The 19,923-nt window shown below is 45.9% G+C and carries 15 protein-coding genes; 8 read left to right on the top strand and 7 right to left on the bottom strand.

The genetic code is table 11. The annotated features are described in order from the left end of the window. Positions 1–98: 98 nt before the first annotated feature. Positions 99–989, bottom strand: coding sequence for a DMT family transporter (locus L5M37_RS10490; RefSeq protein WP_113939865.1), 891 nt, complete (start codon positions 987–989; stop codon positions 99–101). Between the two features lie 212 nt (positions 990–1,201). Here L5M37_RS10490 and L5M37_RS10495 point away from each other — a divergent pair, with 212 nt between their 5' ends. Next, complete coding sequence (locus L5M37_RS10495; protein WP_263195859.1) at positions 1,202–1,978, top strand: AraC family transcriptional regulator; 777 nt, start codon at positions 1,202–1,204, stop codon at positions 1,976–1,978. A gap of 787 nt (positions 1,979–2,765) precedes the next feature. On the opposite strand, the gene L5M37_RS10500 is transcribed toward L5M37_RS10495, so the two are convergent. The 4 genes from L5M37_RS10500 to L5M37_RS10515 all read right to left on the bottom strand — a co-directional run bounded on the left by L5M37_RS10500 (position 2,766) and on the right by L5M37_RS10515 (position 6,418). Next, entirely contained in the window at positions 2,766–3,170 is a 405-nt protein-coding gene (locus tag L5M37_RS10500) for a GreA/GreB family elongation factor (RefSeq protein ID WP_212600402.1), read from the bottom strand. 606 nt (positions 3,171–3,776) lie between these two features. Next, entirely contained in the window at positions 3,777–3,911 is a 135-nt protein-coding gene (locus L5M37_RS10505) for a DUF2474 domain-containing protein (RefSeq protein ID WP_105250029.1), read from the bottom strand. Between the two features lie 104 nt (positions 3,912–4,015). Beyond that, positions 4,016–5,023: a cytochrome d ubiquinol oxidase subunit II gene (gene cydB, locus L5M37_RS10510; protein ID WP_105250028.1), complete on the bottom strand. Its 1,008-nt coding sequence runs from the start codon at positions 5,021–5,023 to the stop codon at positions 4,016–4,018. Positions 5,024–5,083: 60 nt separating this feature from the next. Then, complete coding sequence (locus tag L5M37_RS10515) at positions 5,084–6,418, bottom strand: cytochrome ubiquinol oxidase subunit I (protein WP_263200411.1); 1,335 nt, start codon at positions 6,416–6,418, stop codon at positions 5,084–5,086. Between the two features lie 158 nt (positions 6,419–6,576). Between L5M37_RS10515 and L5M37_RS10520 the strand changes: the two genes are divergently transcribed. Both L5M37_RS10520 and L5M37_RS10525 read left to right on the top strand, forming a co-directional pair. Then, positions 6,577–8,016, top strand: coding sequence for a PLP-dependent aminotransferase family protein (locus L5M37_RS10520; protein WP_198572964.1), 1,440 nt, complete (start codon positions 6,577–6,579; stop codon positions 8,014–8,016). Between the two features lie 123 nt (positions 8,017–8,139). Further along, positions 8,140–9,438: an O-acetylhomoserine aminocarboxypropyltransferase/cysteine synthase family protein gene (locus tag L5M37_RS10525; protein WP_198572965.1), complete on the top strand. Its 1,299-nt coding sequence runs from the start codon at positions 8,140–8,142 to the stop codon at positions 9,436–9,438. Between the two features lie 120 nt (positions 9,439–9,558). Here the strand turns inward: L5M37_RS10525 and L5M37_RS10530 are convergent, their stop codons facing one another. Both L5M37_RS10530 and L5M37_RS10535 read right to left on the bottom strand, forming a co-directional pair. Then, positions 9,559–12,789, bottom strand: coding sequence for a DUF2339 domain-containing protein (locus L5M37_RS10530; protein WP_263200413.1), 3,231 nt, complete (start codon positions 12,787–12,789; stop codon positions 9,559–9,561). Between the two features lie 212 nt (positions 12,790–13,001). Further along, positions 13,002–14,138 carry a methyltransferase gene (locus L5M37_RS10535; protein WP_263200485.1) on the bottom strand — a complete coding sequence of 379 codons (1,137 nt, stop codon included), beginning with the start codon at positions 14,136–14,138 and terminating at the stop codon, positions 13,002–13,004. 83 nt (positions 14,139–14,221) lie between these two features. On the opposite strand from L5M37_RS10535, the gene L5M37_RS10540 reads away from it, so the two are divergent. The 5 genes from L5M37_RS10540 (at position 14,222) to L5M37_RS10560 (ending at position 19,588) form a co-directional block, all read left to right on the top strand. Further along, positions 14,222–14,836, top strand: coding sequence for an alpha-ketoglutarate-dependent dioxygenase AlkB family protein (locus tag L5M37_RS10540; protein WP_263185491.1), 615 nt, complete (start codon positions 14,222–14,224; stop codon positions 14,834–14,836). Positions 14,837–15,001: 165 nt separating this feature from the next. Then, positions 15,002–15,322 (top strand): BolA family protein, encoded by a 321-nt coding sequence (locus L5M37_RS10545; RefSeq protein WP_028761572.1) that lies wholly within the window; start codon positions 15,002–15,004, stop codon positions 15,320–15,322. Between the two features lie 253 nt (positions 15,323–15,575). Next, a complete protein-coding gene (locus L5M37_RS10550; RefSeq protein ID WP_263200414.1) occupies positions 15,576–16,694 on the top strand; it encodes a TRAP transporter substrate-binding protein in 1,119 nt (372 codons plus the stop codon). Between the two features lie 165 nt (positions 16,695–16,859). Beyond that, the gene (gene luxS / locus L5M37_RS10555; RefSeq protein ID WP_028761570.1) at positions 16,860–17,369 is read left to right on the top strand and encodes an S-ribosylhomocysteine lyase; all 510 of its coding nucleotides are present in this window, start codon (positions 16,860–16,862) and stop codon (positions 17,367–17,369) included. 164 nt (positions 17,370–17,533) lie between these two features. Next, positions 17,534–19,588 carry a TonB-dependent receptor domain-containing protein gene (locus L5M37_RS10560; RefSeq protein WP_263200415.1) on the top strand — a complete coding sequence of 685 codons (2,055 nt, stop codon included), beginning with the start codon at positions 17,534–17,536 and terminating at the stop codon, positions 19,586–19,588. Positions 19,589–19,923: the final 335 nt, after the last annotated feature.

A 19,923-nucleotide genomic window follows, 5' to 3' on the forward strand; every position in this document is an offset into this window, starting at 1 on the left:
CCTTTGCGTGCAGCAGATTGCGATGGGATTTTGTACGCATTGAAATAAGCGAAACCGCCTTGGTCACTATTACCAAGGCGTTAACGCATTACTTTGGATTATTCAGGACAAGCTAGGGTAGGGATGACTTTAGGCTTAGGTTTTATCTGCACTAGCATGACGCCAATAATGACCATAGAACCGCCAATATAATGATAAATGGCTAAGGTTTCATCTAGGATGATGGCCGCCAGTATCGCCGCAATAATAGGCATTAAATTAAAGAATACGCTGGTGCGATCGGCGCCGAGTTTGCTTATGCCATTGATCCAAGCCCACGGCGCTAAAAGTGAGGCAGCGATAGCAGCGTAAAGTATCAGTGGTGCTGATTGGGCACTGATCGCTATGCTGGGACTCGTAAACAGCAGTGGCGTTAGCATGAATACGGCTATGAGTCCTTGAATATAAACCGATTCCCAAGTCGGTAGTGGCAGTTGCCAGCGTTTCAGTAATACGCCATAGAGCGCATACACAAAGGCGCTAAAGAGCAACAGTAAATCACCTTGGGTCACGCCGATGGCAAGGTTCATCATATCGCCGTGACTGAGCATAAAAATCAATCCAAATAGCGAGATTAAGGTGCCACCAAAGGCTAACGGTGATAATTTTTGCTTGAGTAATGGCACGGCTAAAAACAGACTGATCATAGGCACGAGAGAGGTGATTAATGCCATATTTGTTGCCGTGGTGGTAGCCGCCGCAAAATAGGCCAGACTTTGGTTTAGCACCATACCTAACAAAGCCAAAGTAGCGAACTTAGGTAACAAAGGTAGTATCACTTGGCGTTTTTGCCAGACGCGACTTGCGACAAAGGGGGTTAACAATAACATAGCGAAAAACCAACGGTAAAATGCTATGGCTTCAGGATCGATAATCCCAAATGAGAGCTTGTTGACTATCGAATTGCCTGCCCAAATTAATACGGCCAACAGGGGGAACAAATACAGCATGGTCTTGCCTTTAGGTACTGGCTAAAGTGACTGGCCTTAGCTTATGGCTTATCACTTGAGCATCCAGATAATAGATTAGTGGCTATTATCCATGGTCGGTTATGATATAAATATCGCTTATCAGACAAGGTCAGTTCCTCTACGGACAAGCGTAATCTGGGTTAGCGATTTCGTTTGAGTTTTTAGACCACCATAGCTTTGAGGGCATCAAAATGCGCACGGTTTACCATCCGCTCACGGCAGAGCAAGAGCCTGCTGCAGATATCTTCTTCAACTATGAAGCTTTCCTGCCAAATACGGTAACGCCAAAACATCAACATGTTTGGGGGCAACTGCAGTTAATCAGCGGTGGAATTATGGAGTTACATGCTGCAGGGCAACGGTTTTTATCGCCGTCACAATATGCGATTTGGGTTCCTGCGGGGATAGAACATGAAAGTTATACTCGGCGCAGTATTCATTATTGCTCGATGAATATAGTTGCCGACCGGGCTGCGGCTTTTCCCATAGAGACCTGTCTTTTAGCCGTGACATCCATTGCCCAATCGATCGTTAACGATCTGCGGGAACGGCAAGTCACTGTGGCAGAAACTGCGGCGGATAAGCGACTGGTTGAGGTTTTGCTCGATCAGCTGACCTTGGGTAAAGCTCTACCGCAATTTCTGCCCACCGTTTCAGATAAACTGTTACAGCCGTTGTTGCTGGCACTTGAAGCCGACCCTGCGAGTTCGAAAACCTTTAAATCTTGGGCGAGTGAATTACATACCACAGAGCGTACCTTAGCTCGTCGCTGCCAAGAGGTTCTGGGGATGAGTTTTACTGAGCTAAGACAAAGGCATAAGTTTATCTATTCATTACATCTATTACGTCAGGGACTTGCGATCAAAGAAGTGGCATTGACGCTCGGCTATAACCAAACTTCGCCTTATATCGTGATGTTTAAAAAATATGCTCAGTGCTCACCTGAACAGTATCGCCGCCGATTGTGATTGAGTGGCTGATGGAGCAAGGCTTAATAAAGGCGAGATAATGAGATCCTATACGAAAGTCGCGCTAGATGATGCACTAAAAATATTGGGGGAAACTGTGAAATAAGATAGGGTGCTAAAGTATTAACACCCTATTTTCGGCCTATTTAAAGAGAGGATTTAAGGTTTTTTACAGAGTTAGATAAGTTAGTCGGAAGCCTTTTGGCGGTTCCGTTTATCTTGACGCTTCTCTTTTAAGGTTTTCATTGGCGGTTTTTTGTTTTTTTCTTTACTCATAGATATAAACTCCAAAGTGAAGGTTACTATCCTAACCCGCGCCGCAAATCGGTTTCGATAGTAGGGCTCAATTTTTTATTTCAGGCTTTAATTGAGACGGTTTATTTATAAAGAGTATAAAAATAAATTTAACGATTGAGGCGCCGTGCTAAACCTCTTAACCCCTTTGCTGTTTACTCTAAAGCGCTGCCATGACTTATACGTAAATAGTTGCAAAGAGTCGTTAATTGCAGTGTTAAACTTATTTGAAGTGTCTCTTTAATAAATATCGCGGCCAGTTAATGACTTCAAAATAACATTCCCTCTTATTATATTATGTTGAAAATGCCGCTATAAGCCGCCGCTATAAGCCGCCGCTAATAGCGAGTTCAAAGCATGTTGCCACTGAATTGAACATGCTCTATTTTAAAATGCTTACAACCTTATAATCATATCTTTAAAATTTTCTGAAATGTTATCAAGTAGCAATACTCAATAGCCATTTACAAAAAAGTATGCCAAATGATTTTTTCTATACAGACTTTTTAGGTTGTTTTTTCGTTAAACTGACATCTTTAATCATAAACAGAACTGGTTTGCCTAAAATGCTCACCTCTGCCAGTTCGCCCTTTGATAACCCAAGTAAGCTGACACCCAAATCGGAGATAACAGAGAAGCGTCCTGCACTGGGTTTATGCCTTGGTGGATACACGAGTTCAATTTGGTACTCTTGCTGATCCTGCAGATTAACTAAGTGAATTTCCCGTCCCACAGTCACTTTATCACTCGTCGTATCATGCTTTAGCTGCTCAAGCTTACTAATCACGCCTGCCAAAGCCGTTGGGCGTAGAGAGGCATTAAAACTGTTTTGTAAATAATAGGTTTCAGTTTTTAGAATAAAATTCTGGAAAAGACTACTAAAAAAAGAATATGCCATTGCCGCCTCTGAAATAACAAAGTTAAAATATAAGCATAGAAATTAAAATGTGTATTACTCTGTGCTTATTTCACAAGAAGTTATAATTCTGCCGAGCGCGAGTGACGCTCGGCTTAGACTGGGAATTTGAGCGAGAGGCGGATTGAGCTTACTGAACTAGATGTGTTAGCTAACACATGGGAAAATAGTGATGAAAATGCAGTGCTAAACATAGTGTTACATCTCCAGTCAAAAGTTGATATTCGATTGATTATTTATTTTTTGTATATCGATTTAGTATATCGGTCTTGCCATTAACTAAATAAGTAATTGCTTGGCTGATACCATAGGTCAAGTAAAAATATAAAGCAAGCCTAACTAAGCTAATCTTGCTGAATATACTGATAACAGCAAAGCTGGATTTAACATGGTTTTAACTTCGTTACATTGGGGCTAGTCTTCGTCAATTTAATGCTAGCACTCGTAAAGTAAACTGAGCACTTGTTAATTTGGCGGAACTGAAAGCCAAATTAATTCAACCATTGAATGTTCTAGTGCATTGTCGCTAGATGCTATGGGCACTAACTGAATTAAGCCTTAATATAAGCTTCTAAAGTCAATATTTACTTAGGTTGTTAAGCCCGCACCTTTTAAAAGTATTTTGATACACATAGAGACGAGGAACAGACAGCTTACGCTTGTACACCAAATCAGCACTAACCAGCCGAGTCGATAGGCGAGGGATTTCGTTTGGGTCGTCATGTTGATCTCCTGCATATGTAAAGTCATCTAAGGTGAATCAGCGACCTAAGCCAAGTTAGCTTAGGTCGCGTTTTGGGAAGCCTCTTCTTTTACCTGAGTCATGGCTAGTGATAGCCTGCATCCTTGGTCACTTTGCCGCGGAACACGTAGTAGCTCCAAAAGGTATAAACCAAAATCAGCGGAATGATCATCAGGGCGCCGACGAGCATAAAGCTCAGACTGCTGTCGGGGGCAGCAGCCTGCCAAAGGCTGATGTTGGGTGGAATAATGTGTGGCCAGATGCTGATCCCTAAGCCACTAAATCCTAAGAAAATCAGCCCTAGAGTGAGTAGGAATGGCTGATAGTTATCATCACGATTTAGGGATTTTATCAAGGCCCAACTGCAGGCTAATACCAGTATTGGCACTGGGGCGAAGTAGAATAAATTTGGTAAACTAAACCAGCGCAGGGCAATATTGGGTTGCACAAAAGGCGTCCATAAACTGACTAAACCTATGGTCATAAGCAGGCATAAGGTCAGTGCTCTACCGAGTTGTTGCATGGTCGTTTTAAGCTCGCCTTGGCATTTTTTCACCAGCCAAGTCGCGCCGAGCAGAGCATAGGCCAGCATAAGACCAAAACCGCAGAAAAGTGAGAAGGGCGTTAACCAATCGAAACTACTGCCGCTAAATTGTTGGTTACTCACCGAAATGCCAGAGATAAACGCCCCCAGCACTACGCCCTGTGAAAAGGTGGCCGTGATAGAACCGAACATAAACGCTTTATCCCAGAATGGTTTAGCTTCTGCGCCCGACTTAAATCTAAACTCAAATGCCACGCCGCGAAAAATCAATGCCAGCAGCATGATGAGCAGCGGTATGGTTAGTGCTTCGAGTACTATTGCATAGGCGAGGGGAAATGCACCGAGCAGACTAGCGCCGCCGAGCACTAACCAAGTTTCGTTTCCATCCCAAACAGGGGCGACGGTATTGACCATAATATCCCTGTCGTCCTCGTCGTGAATGAAGGGAAACAGTATGCCGATGCCGAGATCGAAGCCATCCATCACGATATACATTAAGGTGGCAAAAATGATGATCCCGAACCAAATCAAGGGTAGATCGAATTCCATGGTGAGCCCTTAAATATGTTTAAGATTGAATAGGTAAAATTAGATTCATTTACTGTAAAATTAATGGCTTGTTGCTGCGATATCTGGCCCTTTGCGGATGAGTCGCATCATATAGCGATAACCAACGCCGAAGATGCCGCAGTAACTGACGATGAAAATCCCTAGGCTGATACTCAGGTGGGTAACGCTGTGGGAAGACACGGCATCCTGAGTGCGCATCAATCCTTGGATCACCCAAGGTTGACGGCCAAGCTCGGTGGTAAACCAACCCGCTAGTGTGGCGAGCAATCCGGCGGGGCCGAGCACCAATACAAATCGCAGAAAGTGTTTGTTGCTGTAGAGGCTGCCTTTGCGCCTGAGATAAGCACTCCACAGTCCAGCAAAAATCATCAATAAGCCTAAGCCGACCATGAGCCTAAAACTCCAAAACACTAACAACACATTGGGTCTGTCCTCGGCGGGATACTCAGTCAAGGCTGGCACTTGTTTGCTTAAATCATGCTGTAAGATCAGGCTCGCGAGCCCTGGTATTTCGAGGCTGAAGTGGTTTTTCTCTGCGTCCATATCGGGAATGGCAAACAAGATAAGCGGTGTGGGTTTGTCACCCTCATTACGCCAATGGCCTTCCATTGCCGCGACTTTTACAGGTTGATATTCAAGGGTATTTAAACCATGGAAATCACCAATTACCGCTTGCAGCGGCGCGACGATTAACGCCATCCACATCGCCATAGACAACATCTTGCGGATAGCGGGCGTGTCGTTACCTTTAAGTAAATGCCAAGCCGCCGATGCGCCCACAAAGAAAGCCGATGAAATAAAGGCCGCCACTGTCATATGGGCTAAACGATAGGGGAATGAAGGGTTAAACACTATCTGAAACCAATCCACTGGAATAACGCGATTGTTCACGATTTCAAAACCTTGGGGCGTCTGCATCCAGCTGTTTGACGCTAAGATCCAGAAGGTCGAGATAATAGTGCCCGTGGCGACCATACAAGTGGCGAAGAAATGCAGGTTTTTGCCTACCTTCTGCTGACCAAATAGCATGACCCCCAGAAAACCCGCTTCGAGGAAGAAGGCGGTAAGCACTTCATAGGTGAGTAGCGGCCCAGTCACGCTGCCCGCGAAGGTCGAAAAAGCGCTCCAATGGGTACCAAATTGGTAGGCCATCACTATGCCCGAGACCACGCCCATGCCGAAGTTAATCGCAAAAATCTTCGACCAAAATTGATAGAGTTGTTGGTACACCTCATTCGCTGTTTTCAGCCATAAACCTTCTAATACTGCTAGATAGGTGGCGAGGCCGATAGTGATGGCAGGGAAAATAATGTGAAAAGAGATGGTAAAAGCAAATTGGATTCTAGCGAGTACTGTGGCATCAAAATCAAACATAATTTCCTCGAGCGATAGGCATTTCTCGTTACAAAGGCATTGATCTAGTCGCGTGCACTGAGCCCTAAATTGGCTCGACGGTGAAAGCTTGTGTGCTATTAGACCATGGGATATGCTAGCTATAACAGACACAGAATATCTTGGCTTGGCTATAACAGATGACGAAGTACGAGCAGTTAGCGCAGGAATTAAAGACACGAATAGCCCAAGGTGTCTGGCAGGCGGGGGACAAGTTGCCGTCGCTGCGTCAAACTGTGGCCGATTCGGGCTTGAGTCTGATGACAGTACTCAATGCCTATCAGTTATTGGAAAGCCAAGGCGTGATCTCGGCGCAGGCTAAGTCTGGCTATTTAGTGGCGCCAAAGCCGGAATTAATCGCGCGGCAGGGAGAAGCCTTTCGTTATCCCGAGCGGCAAAAGCCGATTTATCTTTCCGATAGCGTGGATATTAATGAGTTTGTCTTCAATGTGCTGCAGGCTTCAAAGCAGGCGGACATAGTGCCCTTTGGCTCAGGATTTCCCGATCCTAGTTTATTCCCGCAACAAGCACTGGCGCGATCTTTGGTTAAGGTGACTCGGCACATGTCACCTTCTTTTGCCGCCGATAATTTACCGCCAGGCAATGCGGGATTGCGTAAGGCTATCTCCCAACGTTATGCCAAATTGGGCATGAGCATTTCGCCCGACGAAATCATCATTACCTCGGGTGCCATGGAGGCGCTCAACTTGAGTTTAGCGACCCTGACTCAAGCGGGTGATTGGGTTGTCATTGAATCACCGACCTTTTATGGCGCGATGCAAGCCATTGAACGGCTTAAGCTTAAGGCCATTGCGGTCGCGACCGATCCACAACAGGGGATTGATCTCGAGGCGCTGGCCGAAGTGTTAAAAACCTATCCAGTGAAAGCCTGCTGGTTGATGAGCCAACATCAAAATCCCTTAGGTTGCAGTTTATCGGATGCTAAAAAACAGGCGCTTTATCAGCTACTAAACGAGCATAAGGTCAGTCTGATTGAGGATGATGTTTATCAAGAACTCTATGTCGACTCCAGCGCGCCAAGGCCAGTAAAAGCCTTCGATACCGAAGGACGGGTGTTGCACTGTGGCTCATTTTCTAAGTCTTTGATTGCTGGTTATCGTGTCGGCTGGGTGGCGGCGGGATGCCATGCACCGCAGTTACAACGCTTACAAGTCATGTCGACGTTATCGACTAGTGCGCCGATGCAGCTCGCCATCGCCGATTTTATTCAGTCGGCGCAATATGAACGGCATTTGAAACAGTTACGTAAAAAGTTAGCCAGCCGTAAATTGGCCATGTATCAATTATTGTGCGCGCATCTGCCCGAATCTGTGGGGGTCAACTTCGCGCAGGGCGGCTATTTTCTCTGGTTAGCGCTGCCATCACACATGGACGCTACACAAATTTATTATCAGGCGATTGAGCGTGGGATCAGTATTGCACCCGGAAATCTCTTTAGTAATCAGGTCGAATTCCGCCATTTTATGCGTTTGAATGCCTCATACGAGTGCTCGCCAGAGATAGTCTCTGCGGTCGTGGTGCTGGCCGAACTTATCCGCAACAATTTGCGCCGAAGTTAAAGGCTGTGGCTAAAAAATTTTAGACTTCTAGATGTCTATCTGTTAGCTTGTTGAACATGCACAAATCTTGTGCAATTCTCAATGTCGATTGAATACTGGGCTGCTACGGATAAGGAAGGGAAAATGAAATTAGAGTCACTGGCATTACACCATGGTTATGAGTCAGAAGCGACCACGAAGGCGGCCGCAGTACCTATCTATCAAACGACCTCTTATACCTTCGATGATACCCAGCATGGTGCTGATTTATTTGACTTAAAAGTCGCTGGCAATATTTATACTCGGATAATGAATCCTACTACTAGCGTGCTAGAGCAACGTCTGGCGGCCATTGAAGGTGGCATAGGTGCGCTGGCCGTAGCATCGGGTATGGCGGCGATTACCTATGCGATTCAAGCCTTGACTCAAGTTGGCGATAACATCGTCAGCACCAGTCAGCTCTATGGTGGCACTTATAATCTGTTTGCCCATACATTGCCGCGCCAAGGCGTTGAAGTGCGCATGGCGGCCTTCGATGATTTTGAAGGCCTCGATGAGCTGATCGATGACAAAACTAAGGCCTTGTTCTGCGAATCGATTGGTAATCCTGCCGGCAATATTGTCGATTTACAACGTTTAGCCGAGATTGCCCATAAGCATGGCGTGCCTTTAATTGTCGATAATACGGTCGCGACTCCAGTGTTATGTCGCCCCTTTGAGCATGGCGCCGATATCGTTATTCATTCTTTAACTAAATACATTGGTGGCCATGGCACAACGATTGGCGGCGTGATTATCGATTCAGGCAAGTTCGATTGGGTGGCGAATAAGGAAAGATTTGCCTTACTCAATCAAGCTGATCCTTCCTACCACGGCGTGGTTTACACAGAAGCCTTTGGTCCTGCTGCATTTATTGGTCGTTGCCGTGTAGTACCGCTGCGAAATACCGGCGCTGCACTGTCACCGCACAGTGCATTTTTACTGTTGCAAGGCCTTGAAACCTTAAGCCTTAGAATGGAGCGCCATTGCTCGAATGCCTTGGCATTAGCGGAATATCTGGTGTTGCATCCGGCGGTCAGTTGGGTGAACTACGGCGCGTTGCCGAGCAGCCCTTATCAAGATAATTGCCACAAGATCACTGGGGGAAAAGCTTCTGGGATCATCAGCTTTGGGATTAAAGCGGCCACAGCAGAAGAAGGTAAGCGTGCAGGCGGACGTTTTATCGATGCACTGCAGATGATCCTGCGTTTAGTGAACATTGGGGATGCGAAATCCTTGGCCTGCCACCCTGCGAGCACTACGCACAGACAGCTCGATGCCGATGAACTGGCAAGGGCGGGCGTGTCTGAGGATCTTATCCGTATCTCGGTTGGGATTGAGCATATCGACGACATCATTAACGATGTGGCGCAGGCGCTCGATAAGGCACTGGCGAGCAAATAGCTCGTATCGAATAGTCCATATTAAATAGCCGATACCTCATCGCTTTATTAAATCGTTAACAGTAAAAAGCCGCCATCGATTCAATTCGATAGCGGCTTTTTTAGTGCTTTAAAAACGATGTTAATCTTGCTGTAGTCGATTTCTCGCCTTCTGATAGAAGTAAGAAACAGTCAGCAAAATGACCCCGATCAGCATAAAGGCAATCACCTTTTGCACGAGCTCGAATGAAGCCATATCCAGTAATAGCACCTTGAGCGTCGATAAGGTAAATAGCCCAGCAGCGAGGCGGATCATATCGGCATTTTGTGGTTTTAAGCTGATAAACATCAACACACTGCCATGGATAACCAATAAAATCGCGCTGAGTGGGGCGGCAATCATGTTATCGAAGCTATAACTCCACATAAAGTAACTCAAGGCGAGTAACAGATGCCAACCCCACTTAAGTCCTTGTAAAGGTAAGATGCGTCTATGCAAGCGTATTGCTGCACCGTGCTGCAAGATAAGCCTTGCTAGGAGTGCCAGTGATAAAAACTCGATTAACACAAACGAGGCATTATCACGATTAAGCCCGAGTGTTAGCTCAAAATGCAACATGATGGGCAACAGGGCTAAGCCTAAAGTGAGACCATAGGCGAGATGGTAGCTTTCCTTTATTGCGGCTTGGATTTCGGCGGCGAGGGGGAATTTTGCGCTATATGAGGTTTGGCCTACAGATGCCTGACTTACACCTCTCAGGCTTAACCCTCTTTGGATTAGCAATGCAAAATAACCACTTAAGGCTAATGCTGTCATGGCTATTCCTACTAGCTCAGAATGATTAAAACCATAAACGATCACGGCCAATACCAGTGCAAAGTAATAAGGGCTCAATTGCCATTGTAGTTGCAGCAAGGGGCGCCAATGCTCGGGTAACTGGCGGTAGCGGAGCAGGGTGAAGCTCATAAACAGGGCGCCAACGGCTAGCGCCGCGAGTCCTTGCCAAGCGTGAATAAGGCATAGCGAGGCTGTCATAAGAACCGCTAGCCAAGTGAGGATTTTGGCTTCTATGTTCAAACTCTTATGTTTAACAAAGTAGGCTAAACCTAGGCTCATAAAGGTGCTCAGCCAGAGTGCAATAGCGGTATATTCCCAATGGTTGCGGATGACTTTGGGCAGCAGAATAAGCGGCAGCAGCAAATAGCAGAAGATTTGCATCGTATAAGCGGCTTTGGCAAATAAGGCATCTTTATAGTGGCGACGATACCAATAATGGGCCAAGAGTAGGGCGGTAAATAACTCAAACCGTGCCAGTTTTGCCATCAGCGGTTGGGCACTAAAGCTAAAACTGCCTGTGAGCGTTATGCCTTCAACAACCTTAAACAGCAGCGGCAATAGTAAGAGCCAAGCAGCAAACTCGCTGATAACGAGTCTGTCCTTTGCGCTCAAATACAGTAGTAATAGGCTGACGAGTGGCAAGATGGCGAGGCAGTAATCGCTGCTCAAAAGGTAAGCCGCGAGGATAATTGTCGCTACATAAAAACCGCTTAATAGCTCTTTTAACACTCTGTTTAGCTGACTTTCTAGGGTCGAAAGTAACGTATGATGGAGTGTTAATAGCCGAATCACTAAGACTAAGGCGGCGCAACTTAAGGCCAGTGCTAACAGTGGAAAGCCAAAAGCTGACAAGGGAGAAATTGGCGCCCCATCGATAAAGCTTGATGCTAAAAGGCTCATGCCCGTCAGTACACTAGACGCATTGAGCCCTAATCCCATCAGCAGCAATACATAGGCTTCGGCGCGAACGGAAATCAGTTCTTCTTTGGTGCCAATCCACAAGAGTAATAAGGCTTCGAGCAGTAATACTAATCCAAGGAAATCGTTGCTGAGTAAATACAGTGCGGCAAATCCCGCAAAACTGCCTGCAAAGACTAACAATAAGCCACTACGGGCTTTTTCTAGGTTGCCTGTGCGCTTCCAATAGAGAGCTGCGCAAATCAGTGCGTTGGCCGCAAAGATTTCCCCTGCGAACTCAGTAAATTGCGTCAACTCTAATAACACAAAGGCGAGCAATACTATCGGTAGGGCGAGTATGCGATGGCTCAGTGCATTATGTTTTTCATCATGATGGGTAAACTGCTTGGTAAATAGTAGGCTGGTGATGCCGTAGAGATAAAAGAACGCATTAATACTGATAAGCGCGAGCAGACTGACGCCGCCAACGTCGCTGAGTGGCAATTCAATGAAATGGCTAAAAGCTTCGATGCAGCCTATGTGCAACAGGGCGGTGATTTCCAGTAGCAGCGGCCACTTAAGTTTGCGACTCTGGGCAAGGGCGCCGGCACCAATAAGCAGTAAATAAGGCAGATACAATAGCGGCGCATAGCTTTGGGATAACAGCATCATAGGCGCGGTCGAGCCACCGACTAAGGCGATCACGGCGATCACTTTGGCATCTAAGCGCATCGACAGGCCATAACCCGCCAAAGTGATCAATAACAGTAAGATAAAACTCGCGCTATTAGGAATTAGCTCAAAATACGGCCCAATAAAGTACGCGCAGAGGTAATTAAGTATGAGTCCGAGTCCGACAATACCTGAGCCAAAATCCGCCATACCCGCGCGTTTTTGGCGAATAAAAATCCCGCCTATGATGATAGCGTTCGCGCTGGCAAACCCGAGTAGCGCTTTGCCAAGTTCTGAAAACCAATGGTTGATTGAATATTGCAGTAAATACCCAAAGCCTAAGGTCAGGGTGATGATCCCTGCGACAGTCATTAAAAAGACAGGTCCTAATCCCTTAGCCTGATAATGATGGTAGAAAGATTTGACTTGCTCGTTGACTGCCGCAAAGGGTGCCATGACGGCCGCGAGTCCTTGGGATAACAACTCATCAAATTGACTCGCCGCTTGCACGCTTGCCTGTAATTTGACTTCATCACTCAGCTGTTGATTTTGTGCTTGAATAAGGTGTTCGGTTTTAGCGGCTTGTTCCGTCGAGGTATTTTTCGTTTTTCTTTGCCAAGGGTCTTCTTGCCAAGATTCTGTTGGTATAGGGCCTTGCTGCCATGGGTTGGATTCTGCAGGGGCTGGCTCTACGGGAGTAGACTCAAGGGTTGGTGTTTGTGCCGCATCGGTTAATGTAGGCGAGTTATCGGCGGCGGTGAGCACAGATGCAATCGATGAAGCACTCGCTGCCATATTCAGAGTGGTTTCAGCGGCATCTTCAGTCGCAATTTGCTGACTTAACGTATCGAGCTTAGTGGAGAATTCTGCTAATTGACGACTAAGCGAAGATTGCTGCGATAAATGCAGCGATTGTAACTGTGCCAGCTCAGCTTTTAGTTGGGCAACGTCATCCTTTAACGGCATATCTCATTCCTAAGTGTTTAAGTGCTTAACTCATAAACCTTTGTCGGCAAGAAGTGTACTTGTATGTGTATTTTTCGGCTAGTTGTTGTTGATTTTTAGGAAATCTCCGACTGCTACTTTTCCAACATGTCATTGCTCAGCATAAAAAGAGCCCTGTATAAAAAAGAGCCAGACATTGCTAGCTCTTATTTAACGTGTCAATTTCGATGAAGTTATTTTTTCTGTGCCTGCAGGATCACAAATTTACCGTTGGAGGCGACTGTGGTGCAGTTCTTAAATAAGCGCTGTAATTTTACATGGTAAGCCAGATGACGGTTACCGACGATATGTAAGATCCCCCCCTCTTTTAAGCGGCGGCGAGCATCTAAAAACATCTGCCAAGCGATATGATCGGTAATGGCTTCACCTTGATGAAAGGGTGGGTTACACAGCACCAGATCCGGTTGAACATCATCGGGCAGATGCGTCATGCAATCGTCCCAATAGAAGTGGCCTTTGTCTGCGGGCAATTGGTTGCGTGCCCAGTTTGCCTTGGCTGATGCGACTGCCATTTCAGAATCGTCGATAAAGTGAATGTCAGCCTCTGGGAATAACTGGGCGGTGCGTAACCCCAGCACGCCATTGCCACAGCCGAGATCAACAATCGACTTAAAATCCCCTTTGGGCAGATTCTCTAGCATGATGCGTGCGCCAATATCGAGTTTGTTGGCGGCAAACACATTACTTAAATTGCTGATCTCAAGTTGATATTCTGGTACGACCCAAGTGACTTCTTTGGCTAATGGTCTTGATTTGCCATCACTGACACAGGTGATCACTCGCGTGTTTTTCCACGCTAAACTGGCGCTTGCGGGGCCTAAATGCTTAGCAAAGATGTCGAGTAAGGCGCCATTAATCGATTTGGCTTTGGCGGCCACGAATACACGAGTACCAGCGGGTAACACTTGCGACAGGCGCGTAAGCTGGTGGGCAAAGTAGCTTAAGTTCTTAGGCAACTTCATCAATACTAAGGCTAAGTTTTCTGGCAAAGTATCGCGGCTGGTAAACCATTGCAGATTATCCATTGGCAACTGATTGCGGCCATGGTTTTGTTCTGTGCCTAAAAAGCTGGTTCTGGCATCGGTTTCAACACACAGTGGCCAACTTGGATTCAATTTAGATAAACCGCAGCTTAAGGCGCCGAAACTGTCGTTGATAATGGCGGTTGGCACGGCGGCTTGCTCTGACTCAATAAGGCTTTTGAGTAAGTGTTCATCGGCGGCATCCCAAGCTTGAAGATTAGATTCCTGCTGAGCCGGATACCGTAAGAGTTCGAGTTCAACACCCGCTACTGAAAATTGTGTTGTCATGTGCCACACTGCGCCAATAAATTTAAGGCGCAGATTATCGCAGATTTCATGGCGCAGTGCGACGGCTTGCATGGAGGACGTCAATGCAGCAAGGTAAGTTAGGGTTTGATACAGAGGGTGATGCTCAAATTAAACCGCCCATCACCTTAGTGCGGGGTTATCTTAATGCTGAGCAGCAAGCGGCGCTAATGAAAGAAGCGCTGACCTATCCCTTAAGTCGCCCTGAAATCCAAGTCTTTGGTCAGTTTCACGCTATTCCTCGCCAGCAAGTATGGTTTGGCGATTTGGGCTGCGACTATCTATATTCAGGACTGTTTATCCGCGCCTTACCTTGGCCTAAATATGCTCACAAGTTGAGGGATAAGTTAGCGCGGGATTATGGTTTGGAGAGCAATGGGGTATTAGTGAATCGCTACGCCGATGGTAAAGATTGTATGGGCGCCCACAGTGATGATGAACCTGAAATTGCTCAGGGGAGTCATATTGCTTCTATTACCTTAGGCGCCACGCGGGATTTTGTGCTTAAGCATAAGCACAGTCAAACCAAGTACAGCATAAGTTTGCACAGTGGCGATCTACTGATCATGCACTGGCCTATGCAAAGTGATTGGTTACACAGCTTACCTAAACGTTTGAAAGTAAAAGAGCCGCGTTGGAACTATACCTTTAGACAACTCATCGTTAATTTCCATGGTTAATTTCCATGGTTAATTGCCTCCCGCTAACTGCCTATGGTGAAGCACTGCGAAATATGGCTGGATATAAAGTGGTAGGGCATCAACAAATTGAAAGCGTGAATTTGATCTTTTCAATTTGAAGCAGTACTCTGCGGCAACTGGATTTTCCCATTCTGAGACTCGAATATGTCCAATACTCATGTGCAGGGCACTGTGGCTAACACTATTTCGCAGAAATTAACCGAATGCTTCTCGCCGACCCATTTAGAAGTGATTAACGAAAGTAATCGTCACCATGTACCACCGAATTCAGAAACCCACTTTAAAGTTGTGCTGGTGAGCGAGCAGTTTGATGGCTTACGTTTATTAGCCCGTCATCGATTGGTCAACACTCACTTAGCCCATGAGTTAGCCAATGGCGTGCATGCTTTGTCTATTCACACTTTCACTCAAAATGAGTGGGATGCGAATGCACAAGTACCTAATACGCCAAATTGTCGTGGTTAATTAATCGCTCAGCAATACTGTTTAGCTTAGATTTCAAGGCCACTCTTCATAGAGTGGCTTTTTGTTTTAGACCAACTTAAGACTATTTTTGAGTTTGCCGACCTTAGTTTCTAGTTTCCCTACCTTAGTTTCTGTGTTAACAATATGTTTTATTTTAAGAGGTTGGGCGATGTGATTGTCGATACCCATCCTGAGTGCATTTCCATGTCAGTTGGATCCATGTGCTCGTTTGACATCAGGGAGACTATTAAAAATGCGTAAGTTAGGGAGTTTGTTTATCTCAGTGCTGCTGATGGGACTGAGCGGTTGTAACCCCGTCTCCAGTGATGCGCAAAGCGTAGCTGCTTCCCATGCCGCAACTGATGTTCCCCACGCTTTACCTGCCATTGAATGGCGTCTTGCAACCTCTTGGCCGAAAAACTTCCCTGGTTTAGGCATGGCTCCTGAGCGTTTTGCGCATTTAGTCGATGAAATGTCTAACGGTCGGTTAAAGATTAGCGTTTATGGTGCCGGTGAGTTGATGCCTGCTTTTGCCGTATTTGATGGTGTGAGTCAGGGTAAAATTCAAATGGCCCACTCCGCTTCTTTCTACTGGAGAGGAAAAGCGCCCGCAGCGCAGTTTTTTTCATCGATCCCCTTTGGTATGACCGCGCAGGAAATAAATGGCTGGCTTCACTATGGCGGTGGTATGGAGCTGTGGACTGAAGTGTATCAACCCTTTGGTATTATTCCCCTCGCGGGAGGCAATACTGGGATGCAAATGGGTGGCTGGTTTAATAAACCCATCAATACTATTGCTGATTTTAAGGGATTGAAGGTCCGCATGCCGGGCTTAGGTGGTGAAGTGTTGAAACGCGTTGGTGCTGTACCTGTAAATATGGCGGGGCGTGAACTTTATGGTGCACTGCAAACGGGAGCGATTGATGCCGCAGAATGGGTAGGGCCAGTGAATGATCTTGCCTTCGGTTTACATAAAGTGGCTAAGTACTACTATTACCCTGGTTGGCATGAGCCAGGTTCAAATATGGAATTCTTGATTAATACCGCTGCCTTCGAGAGTTTACCTGAGGATTTACAGGCCATAGTCAGAGTGGCTGCGAGAGCCATTAACCAAGATATGCTCGATGAATACACGACCCGTAACGTGACCGCCCTTGAAACGTTAGTGAAGGACGAAGGTGTGGAGCTTAAAGCGTTTCCACCGAACGTCTTGTTGGAGCTTGAGAAAATCTCCAAACAAGTGATTGAAGATCAAGCGAATCAAGATCCCTTAATGCGAAAGGTGTACGATGCCTACCACACGTATGAGCAAGGTGTGCGCCAGTACCATAAAATATCTGAGGATGCTTACAGTCAACAGCGTCAACACTAAATGATGTTTTTTACTGCAAACTGTCACATTAGCATCTGATTTATATGAGATGATTTCATCTTAGATTATCTTGTTATCGGCGTAATTCATTTGGTGTTATGCTTGCAAGCCATAAATAGACAGTTACAGTGGCGTTGATGTCGCCCTGAGAATTTGGAGATCCCTATGCCATTACTTGATAGCTTTACCGTCGACCATACTCGGATGAATGCCCCTGCGGTTCGTATCGCTAAGCATATGAGCACGCCAAAGGGCGATGCCATTACGGTATTTGATTTACGTTTTTGCGCACCGAATAAAGAGATCCTCAGTGAGCGTGGAATTCATACTCTAGAGCATTTGTTTGCGGGTTTTATGCGTGACCATTTAAATGGCAGCGATGTTGAGATCATTGATATTTCGCCAATGGGATGTCGTACCGGTTTTTATATGAGTTTGATTGGTGAACCCACAGAGCGCCAAGTGGCCGATGCGTGGTTAGCCGCGATGGAAGATGTGCTTAAAGTGGTTGAGCAGTCTGAAATCCCTGAGCTGAACGAATACCAATGTGGTACGTATGAGATGCATTCATTAGAGCAAGCACAAGATATCGCCCGTAATATTATTGCGGCAGGCGTAAGTGTTAATCGTAATGACGATCTAAAATTAAGCGATGAAATTCTAGGTAACCTGTAATTGTTCGCACTCTTATAGTATGAGAGTGCTTCGTTAGTAAATTCAGTTTCCTGAAGTAAATAAGAGAAAGCGACGAGAGTCGCTTTTTTTTTCATTCAAATTCAGCTATTTTACAAGTTAATAACAAAAACACCGTACGCTAACAAAGTTTTTGGGAGCTTGGTATGCCTAGTCGTTACTTCACTGTATCACTTTGTGCAATTTCTGTATCTCTTGCCTGTTCTAGCACAACGTTCGCCGATGATCTTCACAGTCAAATGCTTGAATTGAACAAGCTCAATGACACATTTCATTCAACGTCTAATCGTTTAGCATTAGGTCAATTGACGGCTTTGACGGTTTTGCCTGCGGATCTGAGTGGAAATCCCGCGAGCATCAGCATGCGCAGCGCGACTCAAGGTATTGCGGTATTACAAGATAGAGTGTATTTCTCACCTGCGCCTTATTCTGCACCGCAATTACAACTCTTACCTAATCTGCTGCAACAACAGAGTGTTACTGCCACCCCGATGGCAAATATGGCTGTCGGTGGGCAAGGTGCGTTTGGGGTGGTGAGTTATCAAACTTTACCTGTTGCTGAGCAGACCGAGAATAGTAAGGCGACTCTCGAGGGCAATACCGATTCAGACTACAGTGTCGATATGAATTGGGGAGTTAAGCAAAAAGAGTATGGCATGATACTCGCGGTTAATTATGCAGATAATAGCGGCGCAGATCACTTGCTCAATGGTCAAGACACAGACCACCAAACGACAGACATCTTATTTAAAATCAACGCCGCGAGTTTACTCGGCGCCAGAAGTCCACAGGTGACTGAGTTTACTTACCAGTTTCTCGATGATGATAGCTATCGCTCTCAACTTGGATTAACACAGGCCGATTGGCAACAAGATCCTATGAGTTTGTATTCGGCCACTGCGGCGGATAAACATCAGGGGCGACATCATAAGTACCAACTGTCTCACCAAGTCACGCTCAATGGTGGGCATAAGGTCACCACAGACTTTTACTACCAGTCCTATTCGCAGCAATTAAACCAACTCAATCAATTTGATGGGCAAATGCTCAATGCCCAGAGTCTTGCTGCGTTGGCCGCATTTGAACGTCAGCCGACAGTCGATGGCGTCTCACTGGCTTCTTTACAACAAGACAATGATTTCAGCTCCTTTGGGGCACAAACTGAATCAGTGAATCAGTATGGTGCCCATCAAATTATCTATAGCGCCCGTTATCATACGGATAAAGCCGAGATGCACCTTGGCGATCAACAGAGTCTATGGCAGCAGGACTTGAGTTTAGTGAGTGATGCACAAAATGCATTATTGGCCTATACCGACGATGCAACAGCATTTACTTCGGCAATCGATTCTTTGTTTAATTGGGACGAATTACAGATAAAGCTCGCGCTTGCCTATGAACAAGTGAGCGTCAATCGCAAGGTCGATTTGGCTTATGTAGGACTGGATGCGGCTGATTTCTCCGACAGCGATTGGATGCCACAACTCGGTGTTTTATATGATGCTGGAGATTGGCGCTTTAGTACGGATATTCGCCGCTCATGGACCGCCGCGAGTGCGGGTAATATTGAGCAAGAGGCACAAGTGTCGCTGCAATATCAAGTCAGCGCCCAATATGCCAGCGAGCGTTTTAGTGCAGATATCAAAACCTATGTCCAAGATTTTGATAATCTGCATGTCAATTGCGATGCGTATACCCAATGTGCCGACAGTCGATTGTGGGTTCAAGGCAATGTCGTGGATGTGCTGACCAAAGGAGTTGAGCTGAATCTTGGCTATCAGTGGGAACTGGGCAGCGTGCAGTTACCTTTAGCCTTGAATTATCAGTATTCAAATGCCGAGTATCAAACCAATAGCTGCAATGAAATCCAAGGCTGCGTCGTGGCTGGCGATAGGGTGGCTTGGTTACCTGAGCAGCAACTGCAGTTGAGTGCAGGGATGAAATATGACGAATATGAACTGCATGCGAATGTCTTTTATCAATCGGAGCGCGAAATGGGCCAATTCGGCGCCCAATTACAGTCTGTAGCCGCACAATGGCGGGTAGATTTAGCGGCGAATTATCATTTTAACCGTCACCATGAGATTTATTTTCGGATAGAAAACCTCTTAGATGAGACATTAGTCACAACAGCATCAAATAGCGGAATTCGATCGGAAAATGGACGTATTAGCTATTTAGGTTATCAATGGCGCTTTTAAGTTGAATTTTATTTCGTTTGAATTTAAATCAATTGAAACAAATAAGATCGATTTAAGCCGTGTTTAGTGGATGTTTCGACTTTTTGCTAAATTAAATCTTTAATTATTAATGCTATAGTACCCAGTGGCCGTAATATTCTCTCTTTCTGATCAGTCACTAGGTCGGAAGGTGAACGCCGTAGCGCATGATTCTTTTCAATCCGTATTTTAGGTTTGAAATCACCTATAATTTTCGTGGCGATGCCAAGTCAATTGGGGTAAAATGCGCGCGACCAGCGTGATTGCGATCGCATTTCTGTGATAAATCTGCGCTAGCTCAATGCAGTAGGTTTTGT

The sequence above is a fragment of the Shewanella sp. SM69 genome (assembly GCF_025653985.1).
Classification (GTDB): Bacteria; Pseudomonadota; Gammaproteobacteria; order Enterobacterales; family Shewanellaceae; genus Shewanella; species Shewanella oncorhynchi.